Origin of the sequence: Parapedobacter composti, from assembly GCF_900112315.1 — a bacterium.
GTDB lineage: Bacteria > Bacteroidota > Bacteroidia > Sphingobacteriales > Sphingobacteriaceae > Parapedobacter > Parapedobacter composti.
Genome location: NZ_FOLL01000008.1, coordinates 138576 through 155704, shown reverse-complemented (window position 1 = coordinate 155704; position 17129 = coordinate 138576). Strand labels below are relative to the sequence as shown.

At 50.3% G+C, this 17129-nt stretch carries 19 protein-coding genes; 6 read left to right on the top strand and 13 right to left on the bottom strand.

The window, feature by feature from the left end; translation table 11 throughout:
* Positions 1-2: 2 nt before the first annotated feature.
* Positions 3-446, bottom strand: a complete 444-nt coding sequence (locus tag BM030_RS10565) for a hypothetical protein (protein WP_090973552.1) — start codon at positions 444-446, stop codon at positions 3-5.
* 4 nt (positions 447-450) lie between these two features.
* Entirely contained in the window at positions 451-1098 is a 648-nt protein-coding gene (locus tag BM030_RS10560; protein WP_090973551.1) for a porin family protein, read from the bottom strand.
* Between the two features lie 130 nt (positions 1099-1228).
* Here BM030_RS10560 and BM030_RS10555 point away from each other — a divergent pair, with 130 nt between their 5' ends.
* From BM030_RS10555 to BM030_RS10545, 3 genes are read left to right on the top strand one after another with little or no spacing between them, the layout of a single operon-like run.
* Entirely contained in the window at positions 1229-1756 is a 528-nt protein-coding gene (locus tag BM030_RS10555) for an RNA polymerase sigma factor (RefSeq protein WP_090973550.1), read from the top strand.
* Positions 1757-1765: 9 nt separating this feature from the next.
* Positions 1766-2665, top strand: a complete 900-nt coding sequence (locus BM030_RS10550) for a FecR family protein (RefSeq protein ID WP_090973549.1) — start codon at positions 1766-1768, stop codon at positions 2663-2665.
* Between the two features lie 14 nt (positions 2666-2679).
* Entirely contained in the window at positions 2680-5184 is a 2505-nt protein-coding gene (locus BM030_RS10545) for a TonB-dependent receptor (protein ID WP_170845702.1), read from the top strand.
* Here the strand turns inward: BM030_RS10545 and BM030_RS10540 are convergent.
* From BM030_RS10540 to BM030_RS10515, 6 genes are read right to left on the bottom strand one after another with little or no spacing between them, the layout of a single operon-like run.
* Positions 5181-5759, bottom strand: a complete 579-nt coding sequence (locus tag BM030_RS10540) for a nitroreductase family protein (protein WP_090973547.1) — start codon at positions 5757-5759, stop codon at positions 5181-5183. The genes BM030_RS10545 and BM030_RS10540 overlap by 4 nt on opposite strands.
* On the bottom strand, positions 5749-7023 hold the full coding sequence (gene pepT / locus BM030_RS10535; protein WP_090973546.1) for a peptidase T: 1275 nt from the start codon (positions 7021-7023) through the stop codon (positions 5749-5751). Before pepT ends, BM030_RS10540 begins: the two co-directional genes overlap by 11 nt.
* A gap of 2 nt (positions 7024-7025) precedes the next feature.
* Positions 7026-7853 (bottom strand): universal stress protein, encoded by an 828-nt coding sequence (locus BM030_RS10530; RefSeq protein WP_090973545.1) that lies wholly within the window; start codon positions 7851-7853, stop codon positions 7026-7028.
* Positions 7854-7859: 6 nt separating this feature from the next.
* Entirely contained in the window at positions 7860-8606 is a 747-nt protein-coding gene (locus BM030_RS10525; RefSeq protein ID WP_090973544.1) for a DUF4197 domain-containing protein, read from the bottom strand.
* Positions 8607-8629: 23 nt separating this feature from the next.
* On the bottom strand, positions 8630-9469 hold the full coding sequence (locus BM030_RS10520; protein ID WP_090973543.1) for an endonuclease/exonuclease/phosphatase family protein: 840 nt from the start codon (positions 9467-9469) through the stop codon (positions 8630-8632).
* Between the two features lie 2 nt (positions 9470-9471).
* On the bottom strand, positions 9472-10260 hold the full coding sequence (locus BM030_RS10515; protein ID WP_090973542.1) for a glycerophosphodiester phosphodiesterase: 789 nt from the start codon (positions 10258-10260) through the stop codon (positions 9472-9474).
* Between the two features lie 221 nt (positions 10261-10481).
* Here BM030_RS10515 and BM030_RS20335 point away from each other — a divergent pair, with 221 nt between their 5' ends.
* Both BM030_RS20335 and BM030_RS10505 read left to right on the top strand, forming a co-directional pair.
* The gene (locus tag BM030_RS20335) at positions 10482-10817 is read left to right on the top strand and encodes a DUF2752 domain-containing protein (protein WP_317615108.1); all 336 of its coding nucleotides are present in this window, start codon (positions 10482-10484) and stop codon (positions 10815-10817) included.
* A 13-nt stretch (positions 10818-10830) separates the two neighbouring features.
* Positions 10831-11172, top strand: a complete 342-nt coding sequence (locus BM030_RS10505; protein WP_244518846.1) for a TM2 domain-containing protein — start codon at positions 10831-10833, stop codon at positions 11170-11172.
* 3 nt (positions 11173-11175) lie between these two features.
* Here the strand turns inward: BM030_RS10505 and BM030_RS10500 are convergent, their stop codons facing one another.
* Both BM030_RS10500 and BM030_RS10495 read right to left on the bottom strand, forming a co-directional pair.
* Positions 11176-11835: an HD domain-containing protein gene (locus BM030_RS10500; RefSeq protein ID WP_090973540.1), complete on the bottom strand. Its 660-nt coding sequence runs from the start codon at positions 11833-11835 to the stop codon at positions 11176-11178.
* Positions 11810-12970 carry a THUMP domain-containing class I SAM-dependent RNA methyltransferase gene (locus BM030_RS10495; RefSeq protein ID WP_090973539.1) on the bottom strand — a complete coding sequence of 387 codons (1161 nt, stop codon included), beginning with the start codon at positions 12968-12970 and terminating at the stop codon, positions 11810-11812. The genes BM030_RS10500 and BM030_RS10495 overlap by 26 nt, the downstream gene beginning before the upstream one ends.
* 98 nt (positions 12971-13068) lie before the next feature.
* Here BM030_RS10495 and BM030_RS10490 point away from each other — a divergent pair, with 98 nt between their 5' ends.
* Positions 13069-13461: a DUF3127 domain-containing protein gene (locus tag BM030_RS10490; protein WP_090973538.1), complete on the top strand. Its 393-nt coding sequence runs from the start codon at positions 13069-13071 to the stop codon at positions 13459-13461.
* A gap of 76 nt (positions 13462-13537) precedes the next feature.
* Here BM030_RS10490 and BM030_RS10485 read toward each other — a convergent pair whose 3' ends face one another.
* From BM030_RS10485 to BM030_RS10475, 3 genes are all read right to left on the bottom strand, one after another.
* A complete protein-coding gene (locus BM030_RS10485; protein ID WP_244518844.1) occupies positions 13538-14080 on the bottom strand; it encodes a fumarate hydratase in 543 nt (180 codons plus the stop codon).
* A complete protein-coding gene (gene fumC / locus BM030_RS10480; protein WP_090973537.1) occupies positions 14041-15438 on the bottom strand; it encodes a class II fumarate hydratase in 1398 nt (465 codons plus the stop codon). The genes BM030_RS10485 and fumC overlap by 40 nt, the downstream gene beginning before the upstream one ends.
* An 83-nt stretch (positions 15439-15521) precedes the next feature.
* Positions 15522-17102: an FAD-dependent oxidoreductase gene (locus BM030_RS10475; protein WP_090973536.1), complete on the bottom strand. Its 1581-nt coding sequence runs from the start codon at positions 17100-17102 to the stop codon at positions 15522-15524.
* Positions 17103-17129 lie beyond the last annotated feature (27 nt).

Sequence of the window (17129 nt, the reverse complement as noted above, 5' to 3'; positions counted from 1 at the left end):
GGTTATTCGGTATACCGTTCAAACACCAGTACACTTTCGTCCCTGTCGCCATAATCTTCTGCAACCGCTATGCGGTTTGCCGAGTAATTAATGATATCCCAATCGTCATTTAAAACGCGTAGTGTTACAGGGTTTGAAAAGAAAATGTTCAGTTCCATATCGTCGTCGTCGGCCGTGACAGACCACGTGCCGGTATAGGTTTCGCTTCCGGTGGTTGCCTCGAGGATATTTCCGGAACCAAATTGGAAAGCAAAGCCATCCATCGCGGCCGTTTTATCCAGACCGTCGTGCTTGAACGTGGTAATAGCCCATATACCTTCTTTTAACAGGTTGCTCACCACAATGGTCTGCGGGTTGGTGATATCATCGTCGTCTTTATCGCACGAAATGGTGATCGTACTTGCCAAGGCAAGTACGATACCGAATATGAATTTACATTTCATCATGATGCTAAAATAAGAAACCTACGGAAAACCTGATGTTGGAATTGAAGGCGTTGTCACCATAAGGCACCCGCTCGCTGTTTACCCGCGTAAAGCCGCGGTCGTATCCGGCACCGATCAGGAAGTGCCCTAGCCCAACATGCAGGCCTGCTGTCCCTCCGAAATCAAACCGGTTTGCAAAATCACCGAAATACTGTTGGTTGCGTGTGATGTCCGTGCCGCCCACCTGGCCTTCCGCTTTGATATCGCCTCCCAGCCCATAGCTGCCGTAGACGCCCAATGAGGGGTAAATGCTGATTTGCATGGGTAACTGGAATTCATAAAAAAGACTGACTGGAACCTGCAGGTACGCAGAATTAGCGGTCACCTTGTATTGTTCATCCCAATCGCGCTCGCGTTCCCGGCCGCCGAGCTGCGTGTAAAATACGCCCGTTTCAATGCCCAATTGGTTTGCCAGCGGAATCTGGGCCACGATACCGGCATGGAAGCCGGGTTTGTTCTCCAGCTCGGCGTCTTCCTGGCCTTCAAGCAGGAGCTCATAATCGCCCAGGGAAGATAAATTCAAACCGGCTTTTACGCCGAACCGTACTTGTTGTTGTGCTTGTGCAAGCAGGCATGCTGCCATCAGTGCTGTGAATAATACGAATTGTTTCATGTTTATTTTTCTTTTTACGAGCTTAAAACCGCTTGGTTCGCAGAAACCCTACCCTTGATTTTTTATTTTTTTTCAGGTAGGGTTTTTTAGGATATAGCGGTTATTAACAGCAATAGATTATCTTTAACGAATGGAAACGTGTGTGTTGGATGAGCGGTCCGTTTGCAAGGAAGCGGTATTTGCGCGGTTTTTCAGGGAACAGGTCAAGACATTGCGCCATTTCCTATATTATCGGTTCGGCGATATGGAACGCGCCAGCGACGTGGCGCAGGAGGCTTTCGCTGCCTTGTGGCAGCATTGCGACAAAGTACCTTACGAGCGAGCCAAACCGTACTTGTATAGTGTTGCTTACCGTAAAATGCTGAAGGTGAAAGCTCATGAGAAAGTGATGCTTACCTACAGTAAAAACGGAAACCATGAAACTGAAAGCTTCGAGTCGCCTCAGTTTCTGCTGGAGGAAAAGCAGTTTAAGGAGCGGCTCCTCCGTGCCATTGCCAACTTAAGCGATGCGCAGCGCCAGGCTTTCTTGATGCACCGGGTAGACAAGCTCAAGTATGCCGAAATTGCGGCTGTATTAGGTATCAGTGTGAAAGCTGTGGAGAAGCGGATACACTTGGCCATGCTGGCATTGAAAAAGACATTAACCGAATTTAAATAGCTAGGCGTTATGGAGCAGGATAATAAACTGGCTACGTTCCTCAACGGCGAATTGACCGGCCCCGAGTTAGCGGCACTGAAACGCGATCCGGATTATGCATTATACGAGAAGATAAAACATTATTCGTCGTTACTGGAGGTTCCCGATAATACGGATGATGAGGTATCGCTGGCTACGGTGCTCGCATCCAAAGATCCGGGCAGATTGCGCCGCCGTCCGTACCGTTCCGGTGGCTGGGCCGTAGCGGCATCAATAGCAGTAATAGCATTGATTGGTGTGCTGCTGTTCCGTTCGGGCAACCGGGTGTTCGAAACCGCTGCGGCAGAGCAAATGGACGTCAGCTTGCCGGACGGCTCTGAAGTGACACTTAACAGGCTGTCGCGGCTGGAATACAACAGGTGGCTATGGCTTTTCCGGCGTAAGCTGCGCCTTGAGGGTGAGGCCTACTTCCGGGTAGACCGTGGAGGGATATTCGTCGTCAACACGTCAGTGGGCAGTGTCGGGGTTTTGGGTACACAGTTTAATGTGAAAGTGGCGGATGGCGTTTTGGAAACCAGTTGTTACGAAGGTAAGGTGCAGGTAAACCAAGGAGGGAAGCAAGAGGTTGTTGTTGCCGGCCGATCGGTAGCCATCAAAGACGGTCGTTGGGAGCATAATCGGATTTTTCTGAGGCAGCCCGTCTGGACACAGCGGCGGTTGGATTTCCGATCGGCACCGCTGGCGGATGTACTAACCGAACTGGGGCGTGTTTATGACGTGCTTATCACCGCTCAGCAGGCACCCGCCAAAGGTACGTTTACCGGATCGGTGCCGGCTGATGATTTAGACGTGGCGTTGGACATCATAGGCAAAGCTTTTTCAATGCAGCACACGGGGGATAACGGTACTTATCAGCTAATTTCAAAGTAGCGTTGTTGGCCAGATTGAGTATTTTATTCTTGTTGTTAACCGCTTGCCGGGCGGAGGCCCAGGAACGGGATATACCGTTGGAAGCCTACCTGTCTATGCTGGAACAACGGCATGGCGTCCGGTTCAGTTTCATTGATGCTGAGGTCCATGGGGTGCGGATAAAGCCGATCGATCGGGCGGGGGCCTTGCCTGAGCAATTGCGTTACATACAGGAGCAGACAGGACTGGCGGTTACGGTGGTTGCTCCGGGGTATGTAGTGGTACAGGGCCAACTGGATAAGAAGGGGAGGGTAAAGGGCGTCGTGCTGGATGCAGCAACAAATGCCCCGTTGCCGTACGCCACGGTGCGCGCCCCGATGGGTACAAGTGCGGTAGCAGATAAATGGGGGTGTTTTGAATTGGAACTGGCCGATTCAACGGTGTTCCACATCTCACATATAGGTTACCGGTCATTGACGGTATCGTGGAGTGCAACCGAAATCATGCAACTCCCGGTTTTTAAATTGGACAGGCAACCCGTGGAATTAAGCGAAACGTCCGTTACTCATTTCCTGACAAAAGGGATACAGAAGAAGACGGGAAACAGTTATTACATTATGCCTAAAGAAACCGGAATGCTGCCGGGTGATACCGAGCCTGATGTATTGCGGACTTTACGGCAGATGCCGGGCATCATCAGCGTTAACCAGTCCGTTTCCGATATCAGTGTAAGGGGCGGTACGCACGATCAAAACCTGTTTGTGTGGAACGGGATACGCCTGTTCCAAACGGGGCACTTTTTCGGCCTTATTTCGGCCTTTAATCCTAATTTGCCACATGCCATTACGGTATACAAAAACGGTACCCCCGCGACATACGGCGAATCGGTATCGGGTACCGTTGTGATTGACAGCCGACCCGGTCCGGCACAGGTCCAAGAGCGGTCAGCGGGCTTCAACTTGGTGAATGCCGATTTCAATGTGGCCGTTCATACATCTCCAAAAACCTATTGGCAATTCAGTGGCCGGCGTTCGTTTACGGATTTCATGTCGTTTCCTATTTACAGGAGGTATTCCGATCGTGTATTCCAGCATACGAAAGTTACCAATTTCTTTGCCGACCAGCCGTTGGATTACACCAGTGAGGAAGTATTTTATTTCTATGATGCCACGGCGCAGGTCAATCATCAGATCGATGCCACGTCTGCTTTCCGAGCCAATGCTATTCTAATTGCCAATAGCCTGAATGTTACGCAAAGCAGCCAGCACAGCCGTGCTGCAGAAACCAGTACGCTGAGCCAGTCGTCCTTGGGGGGTAATATAGCCTATGAAAAGCGGTGGAACCAGTGGCAAACCAGTGATGCACAGGCATCTTTGTCGGCTTACCAACTGCAGGCCAAGGACTTTCGTGTAGATAACGATCAGGTTACTTTGCAGCGGAACGATGTACTGGCTTTGGAATTTTCAGCTGGGCATCATATCCTGTTGCAGCGTGGGTTTGCTATTGATTTGGGTTACCAATTGGATAAGACTGTAGTGGGCAACAACGACCAAAGCCATTTTCCGGATACCAGTTGGTCGAGTGACGCGTCTCTCCTGAATCATGCATGGATTGTCCAGGGCAGGGCGAGTTTCAAGAGCATGGATCTATCGGCCGGCATACGGCAGCATTATTTTGCAGCATACCGGCAGTTCCGTACCGAGCCGCGGCTTATGCTTTCTTATCAATGGGGAGCAGGCTGGCGGCTTACCTTGCTGGGCGAAACCAAGAGTCAGACGGCTTATCAGGAAATACACACCCAGCAGGATTTCTTCGGTGTAGAAACCCGGCGGTGGAAGTTGGCCAATGGCAGCGATGTACCACTGATCGGCAGCCAACAGTTGTCGCTGGAAATACAATTCCAACGTGACAACTGGCTGATTACCGCAGAACCGTTCGTTAAACAGGTAAACAATATCAGCGGCCGGAGCCAAGGTTTGCAATACCCATTTGAACGGTATGGGACAATAGGCGACTATACGGTGAAAGGCATGGAAGTACTGGTGCAGAAACAAAGCGGACATTTCACGGGATGGGTCAATGGCAATATCAATCGAAGTGCCTATTTTTTTCCAGACCTAAACCCGCAAACGTTCAGAAATCACCACCATGTCCCACTGGCACTGCGCAGTGGATTTATTTACGATAACAACACGTGGCAAGGCGCCATTGGCTCCACTTGGTATGCCGGGCGGTATTACTCCGAGCCTGCATCACGGATTCCTGGAATCAGGGACGATGGAACGCTATTTGTCCAGTATGATTCGCCGAATGGTAGCAGGCTGGCCGATCATTTCCAGGTGGATTTATCCGGAAGCTTGAATGTCGGTTTTCCGAACGGTTGGCGACTACGCACCGGCTTTGCCATGCAGAATGCGTTTAACACAGCCACCGAAATCAGCCGGTACTATCGTATTAATCCACAGAGCGAGATGATTGAAGAAGTCAAAGCCTACACCCTTAAGCGCACATGGAACGTATTTGCCCGCCTTTATTTTTAACCGTGCTCTTCCCACCGTATGGCAGCCATTAACGGACGGCGGTTGGCTTCGCGTGGCGGCTCGGTATGGTAGCCCATGTAGAAAAAGCCGAGGCATTCTTCATTTCCGGCCAGGGCCAGGAAATCCCCCATGGCACTGACGGTGCCGGGGCTGCTCCAATAGCCACCGATGCCGGCGGCCGAGGCGGCAAGCCAGAGGTTCTGTACTGCGCAGGCGGTGGCTGCCAATTCTTCCCACTGGGGTACCGCGCCGCTGTACGATACCACGATGGCGATAACGGCACCCGATTGCAGTACTTTTTCGCGGGTGTTGTCGTATTTTTTTTGTATAAACTGTTCGGCCGGTGTGTTTTCCTTATACAGCATGGCCAAGTGGTCAGCCAGTTTTGGGAGTCCGTCCTCGCGGAACACCACAAATCGCCACGGCTGGGTGAGTTTATGCGTCGGTGCTGTATGCGCACAGGCCAAGAGTTCCGAGAGCAGTTCTTTCGGGATGGCTGCGGAGGTAAAGCTTGGCGGAAACACCGACCGGCGGTGCTTGATGATCCGCGTTATGGTTTCAAAATCAGTTGGCATATTGTTTCTCCTCCCATAAAACGGCGATATGAAGGATGGTGCGTACCGCTTTTTCCATGTCCTGTACGGATACCCATTCTTCCCGGCCATGGAACGCATGCCCCCCGGCAAATATATTGGGGCAGGGAAGCCCCATAAAGGAAAGGCGGGAGCCGTCTGTACCGCCCCGGATGCTTCGCCTGATGGGCTGCATGCCTGCCCGCCGGATAGCTTCCATGCCGATCTCCATGACCAGCGGGTGGCGGTTCAGCACCTGTTTCATATTGCGGTATTGCTCTTTTACGCTGAAACGGTAGGAACATCCCGGGTAACGGGAAACAACGGTCCTGACCAGTTTTTCCAATTCCGCCTCGTGGGCGAGGAGGTTTTCGTCGGTAAAATCCCGTATGATAAAATCAATGGCGGCCTCTTCCACGCTTCCCCTAACGGATACGGGATGAACAAAACCTTCCCGCCCTGCAGTGCTTTCCGGAGCTAATCGGTCAGCCGGTAATTGTGTGATGATTTCTGCGGCAATCTTGATTGCGCTTCGCAGCTTGTCTTTGGCGAAGCCTGGATGTACACTGACACCACTGATGGTTACGGTAGCCGCATCTGCTGAAAAAGTCTCATCTTCGATGGAACCTGCGGTTTCGCCATCAACGGTGTAGGCATATTGAGCACCCAGTTTGCCTAAATCGACCTTGTCTACACCCCGGCCGATTTCCTCATCCGGCGTAAAAAGCAATTTGATGGTACCGTGTTTGATTTCCGGGTGTGTCATCAGCACCTGCGCAGCGGTCATGATTTCTGCGATGCCGGCCTTATCATCGGCTCCCAATAGCGTGGTGCCACTCGCGGTAATGATATCGTTGCCTATTTGGTGTTGCAAATCGGGGTGTTGATCCGGGCTAATAACCACTGTGGGGTCGTCGGGCAGAACGATGTGTCCGCCTTGATAGTTCCGATGCATCAGCGGCTTGACGTTGGCTCCCGAACAATCGGGTGAAGTGTCCATGTGGGAACAAAAGCAGATGACCGGTACGTGCTCCTTATCGGTATTGGCGGGGATGGTGGCGTATACGTACCCATGGTTATCCAAATGAGCATCGGAAATGCCCATGGCTACCAATTCGTCCAACAATATCCGCCCGAGGTTTTTCTGTTTTTCGGTAGAGGGGCAAGTGGGCGATGTTGGGTCGGATTGGGTATCCACTTGTACATAACGCAGAAACCGATCGGCCACTGCAAAAACCGTTATCGCATTGATTGCCGAAGGCCCCATGTTTAAGCTACCGGTTTATTTTTTAACAGAACCACGGGAACATCCGCGATGTTCAGCAGTTTCTTGCTGACGCTACTATGGAAAATGCGCTGGAAGAAGCCATAATTGCGTGACGCCATGAGGATCAAGTCGATGTCATGGGATTTAACGTAATTGGAAATGCCTCCGGCTTTATCCTTGGATTCGCTGATCACATCGAATATGGGGTTCAGTGGTTCCAGCAGCTTGAGCAATTGCTGCTTGCCCAGTATTTTCTCCGGCGTCTGTCCCTGTGTGGTGGGATCAACATGAACGATATGCGTTTCGGATCCTAACTGCCCCGCGAGCCGAATAATACTTTCGGCCGGTGTGATATATGCTACGTCCTTTAGGTCTGTGGCATAAACCACCTTGCGTATGGGCTTGAAAATATGGTTCCTTGGAACGATGAGCAACGGCGCCGAACCGGATTCGGCTACCGCCATGGTGTTGCGGCCGATGAGCGTGTTTTCAATATCGGAAAGACCCGCAATACCCATCACGATAAGCGACACCGCGTGCTCGGATACGATGGCTTCAACACCTGCCCTGACTGGCTTATCGTCTGCCAAATAATGAATTTCAGGCGACCAACCGGCGGGCATTTGTAATTTTACCTTCATTTTTTCGAGATGCTTCAACGAAGACTGCTGGTAGTTGGCCTCTGCATCGAATCCGTCGGATGGCCGATGGGCGTAGGAATGGTAAAAAATGATTTTCCTCGCGTTTAAATGGGCAGCCATATCCACCGCGTATTGGGCCGCGGTATACGATACGTCTGAAAAATCTACAGGAATCAGAAAATTTCTCATATCACATCATTTTTTCTGTTGGTCAGCATAACCGAATACTTTTTGCAAAAGCGGGGTGGTACGTGCACCGCCTAAGTTATTCCGGATTTTCAATTCTTCTTGGGCGACCTGGTAGAACAGCCCGTCAATAGCTTTTTGCGTGACGTACTTGTTCAAGTCGGTTTCAATTTTCTGGTTAACCAACGGGATTTGGTTATAGCTGCTAACCACGGTATTCCAATGCCTGGCAACGTTATGTTTGCCAAGGGCATTTTCTACGATGGGACTGAACCGCTTGGCGAGCTCATCGGTAGTGGTGCGTTTGAAAAAGTTAGTGGCGGCATCCGGCTGGCCGCTGAGGAGAATGTTCGTAGCGTCGCGGATGGTTAGCTGCGATAAAGCCGATACGAAAACAGGGGCCGCTTCGCTTACGGCGGTTTCTGCCGCACGGTTAAGGCTTTGGATAAAGTTATCACATAGAGAACCGAGTCCGATACCCCGTAAGGCACTCTCTACTTTCTGTGCTTCAGGCGGCATCAGGATTTTAACGGCTGCATTGCCTAAGAAGCCATCCTGCACAGCCAACGATTTGATGCTGCGATCCAGCCCTTGGCTTAGCGCTTGCTTGATGCCCGACGCCGCCTCACTGGAACTGACCGTAGTAGACGACGTGCTGCCGCTTGTTCCGCTGGCGGCGGGAAGCTGGCTCAGCGTATCGCATCGGCTGAATAAGAGTAGGCATGCGCCAAATGAAAGGGCTTTTAAACTGTTCATGGACTTGAGTTATAGTTAGTATGTTAATGTTCTACGACGACCTCAGCCATAACCGGAAAATGGTCGGATGGCAGCTTGGCCTGATAACTGTCGGTCAGGATGCCATACCGGGTTACACCAAACGGTTTGGACAGAAAAATATGGTCGATGCGTTTATCACTTTTCGTGTTGATATTAAAGCCGTTGAATGTACCGTTTGGTGCATATTTCAATTGAGCTAACTCATAGGCATCGCTGACCTCCGCACTGTTGTTTAACACCTGATAACTCTCATTGTGTTGATCGACATTAAAATCGCCGACAATGATCATCGGTGTGCCCTTGCCCAACTCATGGGCTTTCTGGATGATGAGTCTGGCACTTTCCTTCCGTGCTTCAACACCTACATGGTCGAAATGTGCGTTGAACAGAAAAAACTCGAACCCGGTGTCCTTTTCACTGAAACGCCCCCAGGTACAGATGCGGGGCAGGGCGGCGTCCCATCCTTTATTGGGTGTTTCCGTATTCGGGGCAAGCCAGAAATTGCCCTGCTCCACGACGTCAAACCGGTTGGTGTTGTAGAAAATAGCGGAATGTTCGCCCTTTGCTTTGCCGTCATCCCGGCCAACCCCGATATAGGTGTAGCCGGGGAGGTTCCGTTTTATGTCTTCCAGTTGGTGTTTAAGGCCTTCCTGCGTGCCGAAGATGTCAAACCCATGGAACTTAATAAGCTGCACCAGGTGTGGGTGCCTGTCCTTCCAAAGGTTACCTACATCACCCGGAGCATCATAGCGGATATTGTAAGTGGCAACAACGAATTGCTGTGCGAAGGCAGCTGCCAGGGTAAGCAGGAAGAAAACGGCTGTGCTGAACAGGTGTTTCATAGCTATTTGTTTTGTCGCCTCCCGATGATATCAAGTAAAAGCGCAGGCTGGTCGGTTGTGATGAATTCTACGTTTTGGTTCAGAAAACTGTTCATGTCGGCTTCCGTATTTACCGTCCATACGTTTACCACCAAGCCAAGGTCATGGGCCTCTTTGATCCAGTGGGGGTTTTTCTTAAATACATTCAAGTTGTAGTCCAAGCCATAGAAGCCATCCTGTTTAGCCTGTGCCGGCGCAACGTCGCCGTTAAGGTAATAGACTTTAGCTTCCGGGTCCAGTTCAATAACACGCTTGGCCCCATCATAGTCAAATAAAATATATTCCACCCAAGCATCGGCGCCGAGTTTTTTAACCAGTTGTACACTCAGATCAGCCGAATATAACGTGCGTTCCTTTCCCAGTTTAGAAGTTTTCAGTTCGTAAATGAGTTTGGTTTTCTTTTGTTTCATCCCCTCACGCAGGTACGCTTCTGCCGTAGGGATGGATTCCCCGTTCGGGTGCTTTTTGGTCAATAATTCTGCATACGTTGATGTAGCGATATCCATGCCATAAAAATCATGGTCGTGATTAACCACCAATACATCGTCTTTGGTGAGGTGTACGTCAAACTCTGTGCCGGCGCACCCGAGTTCTATGGCCCGGTGAAGAGAGGCAATCGAATTTTGGGGGAGCTCCTCAACTTTCCATGCCCCCCGGTGGGCGATGACTTGGTTTTGGATGAATTGTGCAGAACAGGCGTTGAACATGACGCATGCAGTTAATGTCAGTAAGAATCGTGACGCGGTTTTCATAACGTTATTTTCAATATAGCAAGCTATTTACTGTTGGCGTATTATCGGCTAAGGTAGGCATTTTGTTAAAAAAGTAATAGTTCGGTTCATTTTTATTACTTAGCTTTACTGGGAATCAAATGGTTATATCGTTCCGCATTGTCGGAAATGCCAACTGTAGGTTTGTTGCCTAACAGGTAATACCACTAGTGGCGGATAAATGTGTAACGATCGATAGTTGGATGCGTCTAACAGACAAAGGAAGGATGAACCTCGCTATCCGTGCTGCTACGTTGCCTTTGGAATTGGTCTGTTGGATAACAGCCCTGGTTGCGCTGTACCTTACCAATCCGCATGAGCATCATTTCACGGTGTGCCCATTGGAGAATATGGGAGTCGGTTGGTGTCCCGGTTGCGGAATAGGACGTTCCATCGCCTTGCTGATGCATGGGGAAATAACTGCTTCATTGGCTATGCATTGGCTTGGCATACCAGCATTCCTCGTAATTATCCATCGGATATATATATTATTGAAACAAACATACGGTCGTTGGACGAAACATTATCATCATGAATAACCGGAATATACTAATGAGTATTAGAGGGGTTACTCCCGAAGAACTGCTTTACCTGGAACACGCAACGAAAACGTTTACCGAAGAACAGCTAAAACATTTTGTGTTTATCTATAGCGGGAAACGGAAAAATCCCCAAGACATACTGTTATTTACCTTGCTGGGATTCCTTGGGTTTGCCGGGATCCAGCGTTTTGTACTTAACCAGGTGGCTATGGGCATTATCTATTTTCTCACCTTAGGCTTTTGCTGGATCGGTACCATCGTTGATCTCATCAACCATAAGAGCATGACCGATGAGTATAACCAACGGATGGCCCGTGAAACGGGCATGATGATCATGGGAGGATATCTGTAAGCCTTAAACGGTTTGGCCGGCCCATTCCCGGTAGAATTGTTCCAGGAACTGCTCCATAAATGCGTGCCGCTGTTCTGCAATGCGTTTTGCCGCTTCTGTGTTCATTTTGTCTTTTAACAGCAACAGCTTCTCGTAAAAGTGGTTGATGGTAGGTGCTGTACTGTTCTTGTATGTTTCCTTGTCTTGATGAACATTTGGGGCGACTTCAGGATGATATAGTTCGCGGTTCCTGAATCCTCCGTAGTGGAAAGCGCGGGCGATGCCGATGGCGCCTATAGCGTCCAGCCGATCAGCATCCTGCACTACTTCAAGTTCTTTGGAGTGGAACGTGACGGTGCCCAAACTCGCTTTGTAAGACATGTTAAGGATGATGTCTTGGACGTGCCGGACAACGTTTGGGTTTACGCCGATGCTGCCGAGAAATTCGCCGGCAATGCGAGGGCCGAGGGTTTCGTCTCCGCCGTGGAATTTGCTGTCGGCTATATCATGCAGCAGGGCTGCCAATTCGCAGGTTAGCCGATGGGCTTGCTCATGGCACAGGAGTAAGTTTACGTTGTTCCAGACACGTTGGATGTGCCACCAGTCGTGGCCCGCTTCGGCATGGGCCAGTTGTGCCTTCACAAAAGCAACGGTTTGTTCAATCGTGTCGTTTACTGCCTGCATACAATTCATATTCCAATAGTCGGCAATCCAGTTTTCCGTTATAGAATTCGATTCTCCGAGCCGCTCGTAAGCCGATTTTTTTGGCCAGTTCGGGGCTGCCAGTGAACACATAGCCGCGCTTTCCCGCACAGCGTTGTTTGAGGAAGTCGCCGATACGGCTGTAAACGGCGGTCAGCCGACTGAGCTCGCCCATACGTTCACCGTATTCAGGGTTGAAAACAACCACCCCATCTCCCTCCGGCAATGGCGTTTCGGCAAAATCGCAGACATGGAAGTCAATCAACTGATCTACTCCAGCCGTCTTCGCATTCATCCGTGCGATGGCTACCGCTTCCTTGGCGATATCGGATGCAATGATTTTAACCGGCTTTTTATCGATTTGCGCTTTAAGTCGCCTTCGTTCGGCAAAAAATAGCTGTTCATCGTACCCAAGGATATGCATGAAGCCGTAGTTCATGCGGAGCAGGCCGGGTTTCCGGTTGGTGGCCATGAGCGCGGCTTCAATGGCCAGCGTGCCGGCACCGCACATGGGGTTAATGAAGGGCGTTTTCCCGTCCCACCTTGTGGCATATACCACACTTGCGGCAAGGGATTCCAGCATGGGGGCTTTGCCCGGATGTTTGCGGTACCCATGCCTGGCCAACACTTCCCCCGAGGTGTCGAGGAAGATTTCGGCATGGTCGTCCTGCCAATATAAATGCACCACGGATCGGCTCAGATCGGGGCCGCTATCGGGCCGCAATCCCTTTTTGCCTTTGATGCGATCGGCAATCGCATCTTTGACTTTCAGGTTTGCAAACAGCGGCGTGGAAATAGTGGGATTATTCACATTGGAGGTAACGGAGACGTAGCCATCAAAGGCGATCAGTTCTTCCCACGGAATGGCGGCCACGCCCCGGTAAAGTGCATCGGCGTCTTTTGCGGTGAAGACGCCAAGGGAATACAGCACTTGACTGGCACAGCTTAGATTCAGGTTCAGCCGGATGCATTCGTTTCCGGTAGCCCGGATTTCCACACCAGACGAAAAGCTGTGCTTTACTTCATGGCCCAATGCCAGGACTTCCTGTTTTAAATACGGAGAAAGCCGTTTATAACATGTGATGATGACTTTAGCCGGGGTGTTGAAAACTTCCATAAGATTTTGGCAAAGGTACTTATTATCGTTATGTAAAAAATGCTTAATTTTACCAATTCATCAGAAACAGATATTTGTTGGTTAGTTAGCAGTAAGTAATGGAAATACGAGGAAAAGTACACGAAATCGGTGCCGTACAGCAGGTTACTGATACGTTCAAGAAGCGGGATTTAATTATTCAGTATGCAGAAAACCCCCAGTTTGTCGAATATATACGTTTCGAGGCTACACAAGACCGGACATCGTTATTTGACAACCTGAATGTGGGTGACGAGGTAGAGGTTTCGTTCAACTTGCGGGGACGTCCGTGGACTAACAAAGATGGGGTGACCTCTTACTTCAACTCTTTAGTGGCATGGCGGGTGGCGAAAGTGACCACCACACCGGTAGATGCTGCCGGACAGGCAGCTTCGGGCCCGCAGACATTCGATGCACCGCCTACGGTAGATATCTCGGCCGATGACGGCAAAGATGATGATTTACCTTTCTAAGCGAATATAGTTTTAATTGATAATAAATCAAGGAAGGTGTCGGCCAATGGTGGACGCCTTTTTTGTTTACTTTTTTTTATTCCCAGCGTTTCTTGGGCATGCAGGTGATGGTGGCCGTCTTCCGCAATAGAATGGGGCGCTGATCATAACGGTTTTCAAGGATGAGTGAATCGGCCGTGTGCTGTACGATTTTAAAGCGTGGAAGGTACTGGCCCGAGCGGTAGCATCCTGATGTTTTCTGCCGCCAGTTGGCCCGGGTATACTGTCCGTCTACCAGCAAGCTGTCGCCCCTTACCACATATACGCCTTTCGCATACTCGGTCCATTGTCCGTTATTGTAGCAAGAGTCGGCAATATTCCTCACTTTAGCCGTTGTATGCATAACGGCGTAGATGGAGTCGCAGGTGAACTTCAGTTCATGTAACGTATATTGCAGCAACTCTTCCTGTATCGGCAGGCGTTCCTGCACCCATACACCTTGGAGATATTCCGCTCCCGGGTGCTGCATATCCGGATTGAAGCGACAGCCGCCGATACATAAAAAAAGAATACAGGCTGTGAACAGCCTGTATCCTCCGGCTACTTCAGTCCGCCGATCATATCTTCTGGCCGTACCCATTCATCAAACTGTTCGTTGGTCAATAAGCCGAGTTCCAATGCGGCCTCGCGCAACGACTTATTTTCTTTATGGGCCTTTTTTGCAATTTTTGCGGCATTCTCATAACCGATGTGTGGGTTGAGTGCGGTAACGAGCATCAGGGAGTTTTCAAGGTGCTTTTTGATGCCATCATAATTGGGTTCGATGCCAATGGCACAGTGGTCGTTGAACGATACGCATGCGTCGCCTATCAGTTGGGCGGATTGCAGGAAGTTGGCCGCCATGACGGGTTTGAATACGTTAAGCTCATAATGCCCATTGGCTCCTCCGAATGCGATGGTAACATCGTTGCCAACCACTTGGGCGGCCACCATGGTCAATGCTTCACATTGCGTGGGATTTACCTTCCCCGGCATGATGGACGATCCCGGTTCATTCTCCGGAATGAGGATTTCGCCGATGCCCGAACGGGGACCGGATGCCAGCATCCGGATGTCGTTGGCAATTTTATGCAAGGCCACGGCCAATTGCTTCAGTGCCCCATGGCTCTCCACAATAGCATCATGGGCTGCCAGCGCTTCGAATTTGTTGGGCGCGGTACGGAATGGAAGGCCCGTAAACGTTGCGATGTAGTTGGCGACCTGCTCGGCATATCCTTTGGGAGTATTGATGCCTGTGCCCACCGCTGTGCCCCCCAACGCCAGTTCGGATAAGTGATCAAGTGTATTGTTCAATGCTTTTAAACCATAATCGAGCTGGGCCACATAACCCGAAAATTCCTGACCCAACGTCAGCGGGGTAGCGTCCATTAAATGAGTGCGACCGATTTTTACAACATCCGCGAATGCGTCTGATTTTGCTTTCAAGGTGTCACGAAGCTTTCTTACGCCGGGAATAGTGGTCTCCACCACCTTTTTATATGCCGCAATGTGCATAGCAGTGGGGTAGGTGTCGTTAGATGACTGAGACTTGTTTACATCGTCGTTGGGATGGATAAACGGCTTTCCTTCGCCCAGGTTATGGCCCTGCAATACGTGCGCACGGTTGGATATCACTTCGTTCACATTCATGTTAGACTGGGTGCCTGACCCCGTCTGCCAGATAACCAAGGGGAACTGATCGTCCAACTGGCCGGCCAGAATTTCATCGCATGCCTGGGCGATTAAATCCCGCTTTTCCGTGGGCAGTATTCCTGCATCGGCATTGGTGTATGCTGCGGCCTTTTTGAGGTATGCGAACGCCTCGATGATTTCCTTTGGCATGGAAGCGGCCGGCCCGATTTTGAAATTGTTGCGCGAGCGTTCCGTTTGGGCCCCCCAGTATTTGTCGGCGGGTACTTGAACCTCGCCCATCGTATCGTGTTCTATACGGTATGACATGGAATCGTAGTTATTGATTTGCCCACAAAGTTACAAAGATATGGGAGATTGACCAATACAGGATTGCCATTTGCGTTCGATACCTATAACGACAGGATTTGCCCATGTTGTAGCAACTGTTCTCTCAGGCGCTGATAATCTATTTGCTGTACGGAGGTTTTTTGATCGATGGCCTGTACAGCAGCAATTGCTGCGCTCTGCCCGAGAATCATAAAAACGGGTTCCATGCGGATGGAACCGAAAGCAATATGGGAAGCCGATAAGGATACCGGAACCAATAGATTCGTGCATTCCCGCTGCTTCGGGGTTATCGAACGGTAAGCAATGGGATAGGGCCGGAAGCCCTTGACTTCAACGTTCCCTTCGTTTTTCACCATGCCGTTGACCACCAGCCGTTGTGTATTATGGCTGTCCATGGTGTATGCCGCCATGCCTATGGGATCTGCTACGACTGCTTTGCCCCGGCAGTTATGCTCTGTCATGACGTATTCACCAACCATTCGCCGGCCTTCGCGGATGTAAAGCTGGGGTGTGAAGTTGCCGTTGTCGGGGTATTCATCTTTTGGATATCCCCATTGCTGTACAAACTGCCTTATCGATTCCGGAACGCGCGGGTCACTTGCCATAAAGTAAAGCAACCCTTTGGTATACGCCAAATGCTCATTGAAGATTTTCCGCCGTTGATGGAAATCAGCCTCGGGCCAATTGTAATTTTCGCCAATCATGTCGGTCGAAAAGCCGCCACGGTTATTGATATCGGTTTTCCGGTTGGGCATCCGGCTCCAGATAAAGTAATCATTAACTTTCCGCAACGTGGGCTGGGCTTCGATTAATCGGGCCAGCAGTTCATACTTGGTGGAGTCATAGCCCTCGGGGCGTGTAATGGGAATGCGGTTAGCTGCACTGTCGGTGAGGCATATCCTGAAGTTATAAGCCTGTACCCGGTTGTCACCGGTTCCGACGGCTGCCGGCTTTCCGTTGCCGATTCCCCACAGCAGGCCGCTTTTGGGGTCACCGGGTATTTTGTAGGGGCTTACACCGTCAGGGAACTGGTGGCGCCCGGATTGTTTCAGGTATTCCGGAAGCTGGTATCCATTTAGTGTTTCGTTATATTGGCTGTTATCTTCCCGGCCGACGGTATACGATACACCCGCCATTGCCATCAAATCACCTTCATAGGTACAATCGATAAATACAGATGCCGATAAGCGTTGTGTTGGGCGCTTTCCGTAAGTAGGCACCAATATTACATCCGTGATCCGGGCATTTTTTTTCATCACCTTAGAGATCCGCTGTCCTTTAATGACGGGTATTCCCATTTCTTTGATGTAGCGATCGAATAATTGCGCGGCGGCGCTGGGTTCAAATTTCCAGGCTTCAGGGGTGCCGTAGTATGTTCCCAACTGGCGGTAAAACTCACGGGATAAACCGCCGATAGCATGTTTATTGCCGATGTCTGTCTGACCCAAACCGCCGGAAGAAAGCCCGCCGATATGGTCATCCGGAGCAATAATAACCACCGATTTGTTCATTTTCGCTACTTGATATGCAGCGATTACGCCCGCTGAAGTTCCGCCATAGATGCATACATCGTAATTCAATTCTTCTGCCACAACCAGCCAGGGCGTAATTGCCAAGAAAATAAGCGTTAGTTTAATTTTCATTTTTAGTCGATAATTTTAGTGAACGAA

Excerpts from the sequence above, each read along its gene's own strand:
- BM030_RS10555 (WP_090973550.1), top strand. The coding sequence starts at position 1,229 with ATGGAAACGTGTGTGTTGGATGAGCGGTCCGTTTGCAAGGAAGCGGTA.
- pepT (WP_090973546.1), bottom strand. The coding sequence starts at position 7,023 with ATGGGGCCTTCGGCAATCAATGCGATAACGGTTTTTGCAGTGGCCGAT.
- BM030_RS10550 (WP_090973549.1), top strand. The coding sequence starts at position 1,766 with ATGGAGCAGGATAATAAACTGGCTACGTTCCTCAACGGCGAATTGACC.
- BM030_RS10525 (WP_090973544.1), bottom strand. The coding sequence starts at position 8,606 with ATGAACAGTTTAAAAGCCCTTTCATTTGGCGCATGCCTACTCTTATTC.
- BM030_RS10475 (WP_090973536.1), bottom strand. The coding sequence starts at position 17,102 with ATGAAAATTAAACTAACGCTTATTTTCTTGGCAATTACGCCCTGGCTG.
- BM030_RS10565 (WP_090973552.1), bottom strand. The coding sequence starts at position 446 with ATGATGAAATGTAAATTCATATTCGGTATCGTACTTGCCTTGGCAAGT.
- fumC (WP_090973537.1), bottom strand. The coding sequence starts at position 15,438 with ATGTCATACCGTATAGAACACGATACGATGGGCGAGGTTCAAGTACCC.
- BM030_RS10485 (WP_244518844.1), bottom strand. The coding sequence starts at position 14,080 with ATGGGTACGGCCAGAAGATATGATCGGCGGACTGAAGTAGCCGGAGGA.
- BM030_RS10500 (WP_090973540.1), bottom strand. The coding sequence starts at position 11,835 with ATGCAGGCAGTAAACGACACGATTGAACAAACCGTTGCTTTTGTGAAG.
- BM030_RS20335 (WP_317615108.1), top strand. The coding sequence starts at position 10,482 with ATGCGTCTAACAGACAAAGGAAGGATGAACCTCGCTATCCGTGCTGCT.
- BM030_RS10515 (WP_090973542.1), bottom strand. The coding sequence starts at position 10,260 with ATGAAAACCGCGTCACGATTCTTACTGACATTAACTGCATGCGTCATG.
- BM030_RS10520 (WP_090973543.1), bottom strand. The coding sequence starts at position 9,469 with ATGAAACACCTGTTCAGCACAGCCGTTTTCTTCCTGCTTACCCTGGCA.
- BM030_RS10560 (WP_090973551.1), bottom strand. The coding sequence starts at position 1,098 with ATGAAACAATTCGTATTATTCACAGCACTGATGGCAGCATGCCTGCTT.
- BM030_RS10505 (WP_244518846.1), top strand. The coding sequence starts at position 10,831 with ATGAGTATTAGAGGGGTTACTCCCGAAGAACTGCTTTACCTGGAACAC.
- BM030_RS10495 (WP_090973539.1), bottom strand. The coding sequence starts at position 12,970 with ATGGAAGTTTTCAACACCCCGGCTAAAGTCATCATCACATGTTATAAA.
- BM030_RS10540 (WP_090973547.1), bottom strand. The coding sequence starts at position 5,759 with ATGCCAACTGATTTTGAAACCATAACGCGGATCATCAAGCACCGCCGG.
- BM030_RS10530 (WP_090973545.1), bottom strand. The coding sequence starts at position 7,853 with ATGAGAAATTTTCTGATTCCTGTAGATTTTTCAGACGTATCGTATACC.
- BM030_RS10490 (WP_090973538.1), top strand. The coding sequence starts at position 13,069 with ATGGAAATACGAGGAAAAGTACACGAAATCGGTGCCGTACAGCAGGTT.